The organism is Roseateles depolymerans (assembly GCF_003387155.1).
GTDB lineage: Bacteria > Pseudomonadota > Gammaproteobacteria > Burkholderiales > Burkholderiaceae_C > Roseateles > Roseateles depolymerans.
Genome location: NZ_QUMT01000002.1, coordinates 1219222 through 1232216, shown reverse-complemented (window position 1 = coordinate 1232216; position 12995 = coordinate 1219222). Strand labels below are relative to the sequence as shown.

10 protein-coding genes are annotated in these 12995 nt (G+C 69.0%); all 10 read left to right on the top strand.

What is annotated here, in order from left to right:
• The first annotated feature begins 10 nt into the window (after positions 1–10).
• The 10 genes from kdpB to DES44_RS13225 all read left to right on the top strand — a co-directional run bounded on the left by kdpB (position 11) and on the right by DES44_RS13225 (position 12953).
• Positions 11–2248, top strand: a complete 2238-nt coding sequence (kdpB, locus tag DES44_RS13270) for a potassium-transporting ATPase subunit KdpB (protein ID WP_083525626.1) — start codon at positions 11–13, stop codon at positions 2246–2248.
• 49 nt (positions 2249–2297) lie between these two features.
• The gene (kdpC, locus tag DES44_RS13265) at positions 2298–3083 is read left to right on the top strand and encodes a potassium-transporting ATPase subunit KdpC (RefSeq protein WP_083525625.1); all 786 of its coding nucleotides are present in this window, start codon (positions 2298–2300) and stop codon (positions 3081–3083) included.
• A gap of 167 nt (positions 3084–3250) precedes the next feature.
• On the top strand, positions 3251–4111 hold the full coding sequence (locus DES44_RS13260; RefSeq protein WP_211326937.1) for a TorF family putative porin: 861 nt from the start codon (positions 3251–3253) through the stop codon (positions 4109–4111).
• A 17-nt stretch (positions 4112–4128) separates the two neighbouring features.
• The gene (locus DES44_RS13255) at positions 4129–6906 is read left to right on the top strand and encodes a DUF4118 domain-containing protein (RefSeq protein WP_058935352.1); all 2778 of its coding nucleotides are present in this window, start codon (positions 4129–4131) and stop codon (positions 6904–6906) included.
• Positions 6907–6983: 77 nt separating this feature from the next.
• Positions 6984–7682: a two-component system response regulator KdpE gene (gene kdpE, locus DES44_RS13250; protein WP_058935351.1), complete on the top strand. Its 699-nt coding sequence runs from the start codon at positions 6984–6986 to the stop codon at positions 7680–7682.
• 115 nt (positions 7683–7797) lie between these two features.
• A complete protein-coding gene (locus tag DES44_RS13245) occupies positions 7798–9324 on the top strand; it encodes a DUF4331 domain-containing protein (protein WP_058935350.1) in 1527 nt (508 codons plus the stop codon).
• A gap of 14 nt (positions 9325–9338) precedes the next feature.
• Entirely contained in the window at positions 9339–9641 is a 303-nt protein-coding gene (locus tag DES44_RS13240) for a hypothetical protein (RefSeq protein WP_058935349.1), read from the top strand.
• Between the two features lie 134 nt (positions 9642–9775).
• Entirely contained in the window at positions 9776–10996 is a 1221-nt protein-coding gene (locus DES44_RS13235) for a hypothetical protein (protein WP_058935348.1), read from the top strand.
• Entirely contained in the window at positions 10996–12228 is a 1233-nt protein-coding gene (locus tag DES44_RS13230) for a HupE/UreJ family protein (protein ID WP_232309779.1), read from the top strand. Before DES44_RS13235 ends, DES44_RS13230 begins: the two co-directional genes overlap by 1 nt.
• Before the next feature lie 131 nt (positions 12229–12359).
• Complete coding sequence (locus DES44_RS13225; protein ID WP_375137519.1) at positions 12360–12953, top strand: DUF3455 domain-containing protein; 594 nt, start codon at positions 12360–12362, stop codon at positions 12951–12953.
• Positions 12954–12995 lie beyond the last annotated feature (42 nt).

The window sequence follows — 12995 nt, the reverse complement described above, 5'->3', positions numbered from 1 at the left end:
GGAGCTCATCATGACCACTCAACTCAAGACTTCCACTGCTCCCCTGTCCCCGGCCGCCACGGCGCCAGGGGCTCCTGCCACCGCCACGCCAGGCAGCGATCCGTCTGGCCTGCCGTCCGGTGCTCCCCAAGGGGGCCGCGGGCCGCGCCAGCCGCGCGACAGCAGCCTCTGGGATCCCGCGCTGGTGAAGCCCGCGCTGCGGCAGTCCTTCGCCAAGCTGGCGCCCTCGGTGCAACTGCGCAACCCGGTGATGTTCGTGGTGTATGCCGGCAGCCTGCTGACCACCGGTCTGTGGCTGGCCAGCTTCGCCCAGCCGGCGCTGGCCGGCGCGGAAGGCCCGGGCTTCATGCTCGGCATCGCGCTGTGGCTGTGGTTCACCGTGCTGTTTGCCAACTTCGCCGAAGCCCTGGCGGAAGGCCGGTCCAAGGCCCAGGCCGCCTCGCTGCGCGGCCTCAAGGCCAAGACCTGGGCCAAGAAGCTGGACCAGCCCCGCCATGGGTCCTCCTGGCATCCCGTCAACTCCGACGAGCTGCGCAAGGGCCATGTCGTGCTGGTGGAAGCCGGCGACCTGGTGCCGCTGGACGGCGAGGTGATCGAAGGCGTGGCGTCGGTGGATGAAAGCGCCATCACCGGCGAATCCGCCCCCGTCATCCGGGAATCCGGCGGCGACTTTTCCGCGGTCACTGGTGGCACCCGCGTGCTGTCGGACTGGATCGTGGTGCGCATCGCGGTGAACCCGGGTGAAGCCTTCCTGGACCGCATGATCGCGATGGTGGAGGGCGCCAAGCGCCAGAAGACCCCCAACGAGATCGCGCTGACCATCCTGCTGGTGGCGCTGACGCTGGTCTTCCTGGTGGTGACGGTGACGCTGCTGCCGTTCTCGCTGTTCAGCGTGACCGCGGCCGGTGCCGGCACGGTGGTGTCCATCACCGCGCTGGTGGCCCTGCTGGTCTGCCTGATTCCGACCACCATCGGCGGCCTGTTGTCGGCCATTGGCGTGGCGGGCATGAGCCGCCTGATGCAGGCGAATGTGGTGGCCACCTCCGGCCGCGCGGTGGAAGCCGCCGGCGACGTGGATGTGCTGATGCTGGACAAGACCGGCACCATCACCCTGGGCAACCGCCAGGCCAGCGCCTTCCTGGGCGCCCCCGGCATCACCGAGCAGGGTCTGGCCGATGCCGCCCAACTGGCTTCGCTGGCCGACGAGACGCCGGAAGGCCGCAGCATCGTGGTGCTGGCCAAGCAGCGCTTCAATCTCCGGGAGCGCGAGCTGTCCAGCCTGCAGGCCCACTTCGTGCCGTTCACCGCGCAGACCCGCATGAGCGGCGTGGACTTCGGCAATGCCGATGCGCCGCATCGCCAACTGCGCAAGGGCGCCGTGGACGCCATCCGCCGCTTCGTGGAAGCCCATGGCGGCCAGATGCCGGCGCAGGTGAGCGCGGCGGCGGATGAAGTCGCTCGTCGCGGCAGCACGCCGCTGGTGGTGGCCGACCTGGAAGAGGGCCGCGCCCGGGTGCTGGGCGTGGTGGAGCTCAAGGACATCGTCAAGGGCGGCATCAAGGAGCGTTTTGCGCAGCTGCGCCGCATGGGCATCAAGACGGTGATGATCACCGGCGACAACCGCCTGACCGCCGCCGCCATTGCCGCCGAAGCCGGTGTGGACGACTTCCTGGCCGAAGCCACGCCCGAAGCCAAGCTGCAGCTGATCCGCGACTACCAGGCCGAGGGCCGCCTGGTGGCCATGACCGGCGACGGCACCAACGACGCGCCCGCCCTGGCCCAGGCCGACGTGGCCGTGGCCATGGCCAGTGGCACGCAGGCGGCCAAGGAAGCCGGCAACATGGTGGACCTGGACTCCAACCCCACCAAGCTGCTGGAGATCGTGGAGACCGGCAAGCAACTGCTGATGACGCGCGGCTCGCTGACCACCTTCTCCATTGCCAACGACGTGGCCAAGTACTTCGCCATCATCCCGGCGATGTTCCTGGGCGCCTATCCGCAACTGGCGGCGCTGAACGTGATGCAGCTGCACAGCCCGGCCTCGGCCATCCTGTCGGCGGTGATCTTCAACGCGCTGATCATCGTGGCGCTGATTCCGCTGGCGCTCAAGGGCGTGGCCTACCGGCCCATCGGCGCCAGTGCGCTGCTGCGCCGCAACCTGTGGATCTACGGCCTGGGCGGACTGATCGTGCCGTTTGTCGGCATCAAGATCATCGACCTGCTGCTGGTGGCCCTGCATCTGGTCTGAGGGCCGGACCGACCTCCCCGCCAGCACACACGATTCAAGGACTCTCGCTATGTCTTCCCCTTTTTCATCAACCCCTTCTAGCCCCTCCAGCCCCTCCACCCCGGACCTGCGCGGCTCGGAGCGCAGCAGCGCGCAGGACGCACCGCACAACATCGCGGAGCCTCAGCCGACGGTGCTGCAACTGCTGCGCCCGGCGCTGGTGGCCTTCGTGCTGCTCAGCGCGGTCACCGGCCTGCTGTATCCGGCGGCGGTCACCGGCCTCGCCAAAGCGGTGTTCCCGCACCAGGCCTCGGGTAGCCTGGTCGAGGCGAACAGCCATGTGGTCGGCTCCGAGCTGATCGGCCAGAACTTCAGCGCCCCGCGCTACTTCTGGGGCCGCCCGTCGGCCACCGGTCCGATGGCCAACAATGCCGCCAACTCCGGAGGCTCCAACCAGGGGCCGACCAACCCCGCGCTGGTGGATGCGGTCAAGGCCCGTATCGAGGCGCTCAAGGCGGCCGACCCCGGCAATACCGCGCCGGTGCCGGTGGACCTGGTCAGCGCGTCGGCCAGCGGTCTGGACCCGCACATCAGCATGGCAGCCGCCCGCTACCAGGCGGCCCGCGTGGCCCGCGAGCGGGGGCTGCCGCTGGAGACGGTGCAACGCCTGATCCAGTCCAACACTGAAAGCCGTGACCTGGCCGTGCTGGGCGAGCCCCGCGTGAACGTGCTGATGCTCAACCTGGCGCTGGACAAGGAGCCGGGGCAGAAAGCCGCAGCGCCCTCGGACGGCAAGACACCCGACGCCGCCCCGGCCTCCCCGACGACATCGGTCCCCCCCTCGACCGCCCATTGATTGACATCGGCCGGCTCGCACCTGAGCCGGGCCGGCCCTTCCTGTCCCGATCGGCCGCATCTGCGCGGCCGACCTCCCGCGAAACGGTCTGTCCGAGCCATCGCCTGCGGCGATCGACAAGCTCGGCGGGCCGCCGCATTCCTTCTCACTGAAGTATGAAAACTCGTTTGCTGACCCTGTTTCTGACGTCCTCCTGCCTGCTGCATGCCGCCGCGCGCGCTGAAGGCGAGGCCACTGCGCCGGTCCAGGGTCCGGCGGCTGCCGCCCCCGCTGCCGCGCCGTCCGCCGCCCCGATCACCGCCAACATCGGCCTGGTGTCCGACTACCGCTTCCGCGGCATCAGCCAGACCTGGAAACGCCCCGCCGTGCAAGGCGGCTTCGACTACGCCCACAGCAGCGGCTTCTACCTGGGCACCTGGGCCTCGAATGTCTCGGGCAACAGCTACAACAACGGCGCCGGCCTGGAGATGGACCTGTACGGCGGCTTCAAGACGGCGGTCGCCGAAGGCGTCACGCTGGACGTGGGTGCGCTGGCCTATGTCTATCCCGGCGCTCGCCTGAACCGTGCCCCGGGCGTTCCCACCGGCGACAAGTACGACAACGTCGACGTCTACGCGGCTGTGACCGCCGGCAACTTCTCCGGCAAGTTGTCCGTGGCCGCCACTGACTACTTCGGGCTGGACGGCAACACAGCCGCTTATGCCTACTTCAATGCCCTGACCCCGGCGGGCAGCTCCAAGGGCAGCGCCTACCTGGACCTGAACTACGGCTTCGACCTGGGCCAGGGCCTGACCGCGGCCGCGCATGTCGGCCACCTGTGGGTGCGCCATTACGGCGACCTGTCGTACACCGACTGGAAGCTGTCGCTGAGCAAGCCGATCGAGAGCCTGGGCGGCCTGACCCTCAGCGCCTCGCTGGTCGGCACCGATGCGGACAAGCGCTTCTACCAGGCGGGTGATGCGGGTGGCCTGAATGCCAAGCGTCTGGGCAACACCGGGGTGGTGCTGGGCGTGAGCAAGGCCTTCTGAGGCCCGACAATCCCCCCATGACTGTCGACGACGACCGCCCCGATCCTGACGCCTTGCTGGCGCAACTGCGCGAGCAGGCCCAGGCCGAGCAGCGCGGAAGGCTGCGCATCTACTTCGGGGCTTCGGCGGGCGTGGGCAAGACCTACGCCATGCTGCAGGCCGCCCGGCAGTTGCAGGCGCAGGGCCGCTCGCCGCTGGTCGGGGTGGTGGAGACGCATGGGCGCTCCGACACCCTGGCCGTGCTGGAAGCCCCGCCGCGCCTGGCGCAGTTGCCGCTGCGCCAGGTGCCGTACCGGGGCCGCAGCCTGCCGGAGTTTGATCTGGACGGTGCGCTGGAGCGGCTCAGGGACCAGCCGGACCCGCTGATCCTGGTCGATGAACTGGCCCACAGCAATGTGCCCGGCTCCCGCCATCCCAAGCGCTGGCAGGACGTGGAGGAGCTGCTGGCCAACGGCATCAGCGTCTACACCACGCTCAATGTCCAGCATCTGGAAAGCCTGAACGACGTGGTGGGCGGCATCACCGGCGTGCGGGTGCAGGAGACCCTGCCGGACACCTTCTTCGACCGGGCTGACGAGGTCGTGCTGGTCGACACGCCCGCCGACGAACTGCTGACCCGGCTGAAGGCGGGGAAGGTCTACCAGGGCGCCCAGGCCGAGCGGGCGGGGCAGCACTTCTTCCGCAAGGGCAATCTGATGGCCCTGCGCGAGCTGGCGCTGCGCCGCACCGCCGACCGGGTCGAGAACGATGTGCAGGCCTGGCGCAGCAATGAACGCATTGCGCAGGTCTGGAAGACCGAATCCGCCATCCTCTGTGCCATCGGGCCCGGGGATGAAGCGGAGAGCGTGGTCCGCAGCGCGGCGCAACTGGCGCAGCAACTGGCGGTGAGCTGGCATGCGGTCTATGTGGAGACGCCGCGTCTGCACCGGCTCTCCGATGCGCACCGGGAGCGGGTGCTGCGCGTGGTCCGACTGGCCGAGGACCTGGGCGCAACCACCGCCGTGCTGGCCGGCCAGGAGCCCAGCAGCGTGCTGCGGGACTATGCCCGGGAACACAACCTCTCCAAGCTGGTGATGGGCCGCGGCGAGGTCCGGCCCTGGTGGCAGCGCCGCAAGGAACTCGCCACCTGGTTGCGCCGCGCGGCGCCGGAGCTGGACCTGGTGCAGGTCGGCACCTCCCGCACGCAGCGCAGCTCCGAAGATGTGGAGCCGCGGCGCCTGACCGACCCGGTGCGCTATCTGCGCGCCACCGTCGCCTGCGGGGCCGTGGCGCTGGTCTGCTGGCCGCTGAGCCATCTGGTGGCCACCGACAACATCGTCATGCTGTTTTTGCTCGGCGTGGTGGGCGTGGCCATGCGGCTGGGCCGGGGGCCGGCGGTGCTGGCGAGCTTCCTGAGCGTGGGCTTCTTCGATTTCTTCTTCGTGGCGCCCCGGCTGAGCCTGGCGGTGAGTGATGTCCAGTACGTCATCACCTTCGGCGTGATGCTGGCCGTGGGCTTGGTGACCGGTCAGTTGACGGCCGGCCTGCGGTATGAGGCGCGGGTCTCGTCCGACCGCGAAGCGCGGGCTCGGGGTCTGTTCGAGCTGACCCGGGAACTGGCGGGTGCCCTGCAGGTGGAGCAGGTGGTCGTCACCGCCGAGCAGCAACTGGCCCAACAGTTTGGGGGACGTGCGCTCATCTATGTGCTGGACGACGACGATCAGCTGCAGCCCTCGCCAGCGCAGGCCGCGCTGAGCCTGGCCGACGCGCCGGACGCCGGCACGGCCCGCTGGGCGCTGGATCATGAGCAGCCGGCCGGGCAGGGCACCGATACGCTGCCGGGCAGCGCCTGGTTCTACCTGCCGCTGCGGGCGCCCATGCGCAGCCGCGGCGTGCTGGCGATCAAACCCGGGGACAGCCGGACGTTGCTGCTGCCCGAGCGTCGCGCCCAGCTGGACACCGCCTGCCGCATCACCGGACAGGCGCTGGAGCGGGTGCATTACGTCGAGGTGGCGCAGCAGGCGCTGCTGCAGATCGAATCCGAGCGGCTGCGCAATTCGCTGCTGTCCGCGCTGTCGCACGACTTGCGCACCCCGCTGGCGGCGCTGCAGGGGCTGGCCGAGACTTTGTCGGCGACGCTGGCGGATGCGTCGCCTGCCGCGGCCAACGCGCAGCGGCAGGCCCAGGCCCTGGACGCCGCACGCGCCATCGAGCAGCAATCGCTGCGCATCAATGCGATGGTCCACAACCTTTTGGACATGGCCCGCCTGCAAAGTGGCGCCCTCAAGCTCAACCGGCAGTGGCAGCCGATCGACGAGGTGGTGGGCAGCAGCCTGCAACTGATGGGCAGTGCATTGGCCCGCCACAAGGTGGTGCTGGACGTGCCGGCCACCTTGCCGCTGGTGGAGGTGGATGCCGCACTGCTGGAGCGGGTGTTGGCCAACCTGCTGGAAAACGCCGCCAAGTACACGCCGCCTGGCAGCGAGGTCCGGGTCACCGCCAGCACGCGGCAGGATGAGCTGTGGGTGTCCGTGGCCGACAACGGGCCCGGCCTGCCCGCGGGCCGGGAAGAAGTGCTGTTCGAGAAATTCACCCGAGGACACAACGAGTCCCACCTGCCGGGCGTGGGCCTGGGACTGGCCATCAGCCGTGCCATCATGCAGGCCCACGGCGGACGGATCTGGGCCGAGCGTGCCGGCCCGTCCGGTGGCGCGCGCTTCAGTTTTGCGGTGCCGCTGGGCACGCCGCCGGCGGTGCCGAGTTTTGATGACGATGAGTCGACGGGCGCGACGGGTGGTGCAGCGGCGAGCGTATGAAGCCCGCGGGCTGAAACGTCATCGCCCATGGCCAAACGCGGAGTGCCGATTCGTCAAAACATACAGGAGAGCGTGTTGTGAGTGAGCCGCAACCGGTGGCACTGATCGTCGAGGACGAGCCCAACATCCGCCGCTTCGTGCGGCTGGCGCTGGAAGGCGAGGGCTGGTCGGTGCATGACGCCGCCACGGTCAAACAGGGCCTGATCGACGCGGGCACGCGTCGGCCGGACCTGATCGTGCTGGACCTGGGGCTGCCGGACGGTGACGGGGTGGATTTCCTGCGTGACCTGCGCGGCTGGTCCAGCGTGCCGGTGATCGTGCTGTCCGCCCGGGGGGCCGAAGAGGACAAGATCGCGGCGCTGGACGCCGGCGCGGATGACTATCTGTCCAAGCCCTTCGGGGTGGGCGAGCTGATGGCGCGGGTGCGGGTGGCGCTGCGTCGCAGCCAGGCGCGGGCCAGCGAACAGCAGGACCCGGTCTTCCGCTTCGGGGACGTGGAAGTGGACCAGGCCGCCCGCCGGGTGCGCCGCGGCGGGGAGGACGTGCACCTCACCCCGATCGAATATCGGCTGCTGAGCCACCTCATCGCCAATGCCGGCAAGGTGCTGACCCACCGGCAACTGCTCAAGGCGGTCTGGGGGCCGGCGCATGTGGAGCAGAACCACTATCTTCGGGTGTACATGGGCAACCTGCGGCAGAAGCTGGAAGTCGAGCCGGCCAGCCCGAAACACCTCCTGACGGAGACGGCGGTGGGATACCGCCTGATGCAGGGCTGATGCAGGGCTGAAAAAAGCTGCATCCGATGGATCAGCGGCTGCGTATAGCGGCCCAGGGCGACGGTTTCGCCCTGAGGGACCCACCACACCGTCCCTGTCACCCGAGGAGCAGCCCATGACATCGATCCGACCGGCGCCCCTGCGCGCCGCCTTCCTGGCCAGCGCCGCCCTGTGCGCCAGCGCGGCCTTTGCCTCCAGCCACCGGGAGGCCCCGTTCATCACCACGGTGCCCAAGGCGGACGCCACCGACTTCTACCTCTTCATGAGCTATGAGCCGGGACGTACGGACTACGTCACCCTCATCGCCAACTACCTGCCGTTGCAGGACCCGTACGGCGGGCCCAACTATTTCTCGCTGGATCCCAACGCCCTCTACGAGATCCACGTCGACAACAACGGGGATGCCAAAGAGGACATCACCTTCCAGTTCCGGTTCAAGAACACGCTCAAGTCCACCGCGCTGACGATTGGCGACAAGAGCGTGCCCATCCCGCTGATCCAGTCGGGCACGGTCTCGGACCCGAGGGCGGCCTCGCTCAACCTCAACGAGACCTTCACCGTGGACGTCGTTCGCGGGGACCGCCGGTCCGGCACGCGCGCCTCGGTCACCAATGCGGCCGGCGGCGCCACCTTCGACAAGCCGGTGGACAACATCGGCAAGAAGACCATTGGCGATTACGCCGCCTATGCGGCCAAGCACATCTACACCGTCTCTATTCCCGGCTGCAGTCAGCCCGGCAAGGTGTTTGTCGGCCAGCGCAAGGATCCGTTTGCGGTGAACCTGGGCACCATCTTTGACTTGGTCAATGCGCCGGTCGAGGTCATCACCGATCCGACCAAGATCAATGCCGCCGCCAATGTGCTGGAGGGCAAGAACGTGACGACACTGGCCCTGGAGGTGCACAAGAGCTGTCTGGTCAGCAGCGGCGACCCGGTGATCGGCGGCTGGACCACGGCCAGCATGCGGCAGGCCCGTCTGCTCGACCCCTTGCCCAAGGCCGGCCATCAATCCGGGGACAAGGCGGGCGGGGCCTGGGTGCAGGTCTCCCGGCTGGGCATGCCGCTGGTCAATGAAGTGGTGATCGGCCTGCCCGACAAGGACCGCTTCAATGCCTCCAAGCCCAAGGACGATGCGCAGTTTGCCGCGTACGTTACCCACCCGACGCTGCCCGCCTTGCTGGCCACCGTTCTCAACCTGCCGGGCTCCGCCCCGACGAACCTTCCGCGCAATGACCTGGTGACCACCTTCCTCACCGGTATCCCTTCGCTCAACAAGCCGGTCACGGTGACGCCGTCTGAACAGTTGCGGCTGAACACCAGCATTCCGGCCGTGCCCTTTGCGCAGCAGAACCGCCTGGGCGTGGTGGGCAACATCCTGGCCGGTGGGACGGACAACGCTGGCTTCCCCAATGGCCGCCGTCCCAAGGACGATGTGGTGGACATTTCCCTGGTGGCCGTGATGGGCGGTCTTTGCATGGCCAATGGCAACAATGATGCGCTGGGTTTCGGCCCCGCGTGCAAGCCGTCCGCAGTGCCACTGGGCGCGACATCGCTCAAGCTGCATGACGCGGTGGACCAGGCGGTGCTGCCATTGCTGCCGGCGTTCCCCTACCTGTACACGCCGGTCGGCGGTACGCAATGAACCGGGAGCTGACCATGCCAAACCTCCATATCCTTCGCGCGGCGGCCCAGCTGCGGCGACCCAGCGTCCTTCTGTCGTCTCTGGTCGTGGCAGCCCTCACGACGGGCTGCTTTGGCGGGGGCGGGGACGACGGTCCTCCGACCGACGCCATGCCCGCTGCCTCGGTGCCGGACAGTGCACTGGCTTCGGCTGCGGCATACACGCAGTTCACGGCGACCACCGCGCAAACGGCCAGTGAGACCACCGAGCCGCTGACGGCCGACAACGTGACAGCGCCCCCGGTCTCGGAGACCGACGAGCCGGTGCCCGTCAGTTGAACGGCATGGGCCGCCGACTGGGCCAAGGCGTCCTGGAGCGCCTTGGCCGGCTGGTCACCACTGCTGCCGCTGGTGCCGCTACTGCCGCTGCTGCCCCTTTCGTCCGCGCACGGGGGAGGCGGAGGCCGCGGGCCGTGGCGGCGACGCTCGGCACGGTGGGCGCGCTGTGCGCGCTGTGCGTGCTGGGCGTGCTGGGCGTGCTGGGGGGAGTGGTGGCTCCGGCACCCGCCATCGCGGCGCCTGTCACCCCCCGCAGCGACGATGAAGTGGTGGAGCGGCTGCCCCTGCGCACCGCCTCCGCGCAGGAACGGGCCCGCCAGCGCGCGGCGCAGAAGCTGCTGGCCCAGCGCCCCAAGGACTTGGGCCTGGCGCTGAGTGCCGCCCGCGAGGCCATCGAGCAGGCACGGCGGGACGGAGACCCGCGGCCGTTGGGAACCGCACAAGCCTGGCTCCAGCCATGGTGGAACGATCCCTCGGCGCCGCCGGGTGCGCGGCTGCTCAAGGCGATGGTGCTGCAGGCCCGTCACGACTTCAACGGCGCGTTGCAGGAATTGGACCGTGTCCTCTCCACACCTCGGCTGCCCTCGACCCTGGACGCACAGGCCACGCTGACACGCGCCGCTGTGCTGCAAGTGGTCGGACGCTGGGACGAGGCTCGGGTGGGTTGTCAGCGTCTGGCTGCGCCTCCGTACTCGTTGCCTCACGGGCGTGCCTGCCTCCTGGAGCTCGACAGCCTGCAGGGACGGGGCGCGGACCTGCAGCAGTCGCTGCAGGCCCTGGACGCTTCCCCGGCAGCGCCGCACGCCTGGTTGGCGCTGCTGCGTGCCGAAGGGGCCGAGCGGGCGGGCAGCGCGGGGGCGGGTGCCTTGTATGCCCAGGCGCTGTCCCTGGATGACGGGGTGTACGCGCGTGCGGCCTATGCGGACTGGCTGCTGGATCATGGCCGACCCGCCGAAGCAGCCGCCGTGGCGCTGGGGAACCCTTCGAGCGCAACAACGCTGGACGATGTGCCGGACGCGCTGCTCCTGCGGGTGGCCATCGCCTGGCAGCGGTCTGGCCACCCGGACGCGGCGCGTGCCGCAGACCAGATGCAGGACCGTTTCGAGGCAGCCGCCCTGAGGGGCGATACCGCGCATGCCCGGGAGCGCGCCCGCTTTGCGCTGGACGTGCGCCACCAGGCCGGCACCGCCCTTCAGCAGGCTCAGCTCAATTGGCGCCAGCAGCGTGAGCCTGCGGATGCCGTGCTGCTGGTGCGGGCCGCACGAGCCGCTGGGCAGCCCTCGGCGGCGGAGCCGGTGATGGCGCTGGTTCGCTCACAGGCGCTCAAGGACCGGCGACTGGAGATCCAGCCGTGATGGCCGCAACGAGTGTCACTCCGTGGCTGGCGTCATCGTGGAGGCGCCTGCGGCCGATCACGCCCTGGTTGATGGCCTTGTTGTGGCTCGCGCTGCTGACCTGGATGGCTCCCGTGGAGGCGCACAAGGCCAGCGATGCCTACCTGCGGATGAGCGTGGATGCACAACAGGTCACTGTCCGGACCGATGTCGCCCTGCGCGATCTGGACCGCGAGCTGGTGCTGGACGCCGATGGCAATGCCTTGCTGACCTGGGGGGAGGTGCGCGCCCGCCGCCAGGACATTCAGTCCCTGGTCGACCAGGCCATCGTGTGGCGGATCCTGGATGCCTTGCAGCAGCCCTGCGAGCCCGGACCCGCGTCAGCGCTGCAACTGGAGCAACACAGCGACGGCCGATATGCCGTGCTGCAACGGACCTGGACCTGCAGCGGCGGCGTGGGCACGGCCGACGTGACCTACCGGCTGTTCGCGGCGAGCGACCCGACCCATCGGGGCATTCTGCTGTGGCGTGACACAGGCGTGTCGCGGACCACGGTCCTGGCGCCGGATGCGCCGACGTTCTCCTTGCTGAGGCAGGACTCCAACAGTCCCTCCGACGCTGAAGCGTCAACTGGCGGGCGCTGGGCGGCGCTTTTCCGGGACGGTGTCCACCACATCTGGGTCGGCGTCGACCATGTGCTGTTCCTGGTGGTGCTGCTGCTGCCGGCCGTGCTGCGACGAGACGCGGGCCACTGGGTGCCGGCGCAGGCCTGGCGTCCCGCCGTGGGCCGGGTGGTGGCCGTGGTGACGGCCTTCACCGTGGCCCACTCCATCACCCTGGGGCTGGCGGTGTTCGACGTGGTGCAGCCGCCGTCGCGGTGGGTGGAAAGTCTGATCGCGCTGAGCGTGCTGCTGGCGGCATTGAACAATCTGCGGCCCGTCGTGGTGGATTCGACCTGGCGATTCACCTTCGTGTTCGGGCTGGTCCATGGCTTCGGCTTTGCGAGTGCGCTGAAGGACCTGGGCTTGTCCCGGTCCGAGCTGGCGGCGCCGCTGGTGCTGTTCAACCTGGGCGTGGAGGCCGGACAGCTCGCCATTGTCAGCCTGGTGGTGCCCATCGCCTGGTGGGCGCGACGCTGGTCAGGCTACCGGCGCTGGGTGCTCCGGGCGGGCTCGGTGCTGGTGGCCGGAATTGCGGCGGTCTGGCTGGTCGAGCGGCTGCTGGAGGTGCAGATCATCGGGTTGGGTGCTTGAACGTCATCGGGGCGTGTCGCCGGAAAATCCGTCAACGGGTGGAGGGAAACCCTTGCATCCGTTCATCGGCGTCCTGCGTAATGCTCCTTAGGCTGCATCATGTCGACGCAGCTGCTGATGGAGGAGCCACCATGATGAGTCTGAATGCTCGACGTATCCCTTTCACGCGCCTGGCGCTGCCCCTGATGGGCGCGGCTGTGCTGAGCGCCTGTGCCATGTCCGGCAACATGGGCGATAAAGCCAAGCCGATGTTTTCCCAGGCCAGCCTGCCGGCAGGCGTCCAGGTGCCCGAAGGGCATCGAGTGGCGCTGGAAACGGTGGGCGTGGGCACGATCGACTATGAATGCCGGGCCAAGAAGGACATGGCCGGGCAGTTTGAATGGGTGTTTGTCGGGCCCTCGGCAACGCTGATGGACCGCCAGCAGCAGACCGTTGGCAAGTACTACGGCCCCCCGGCCACCTGGGAAGCCAAGGACGGCTCCAAGGTCACCGGCACGCAGGTGGCGGTAGCACCGGCATCGCCGGGCAATATTCCGCTTCAGCTCGTGAAGGCCAATCCGGCCATGGGCGCCGGTGCGATGCAGGGCGTCAGCTACATCCAGCGGGTGGCCACCCAGGGCGGCGTTGCGCCGACCTCGGCCTGCGACGCTTCCACCGTCAGCCAGCGCAAGACGGTGAACTATCAGGCGGATTACATCTTCTGGACCGTGGGGGCGGCGCGGTGATTCGGCGCGGTCGTCGGGGCCCGCAGGTCCGGGCGAGGCGGC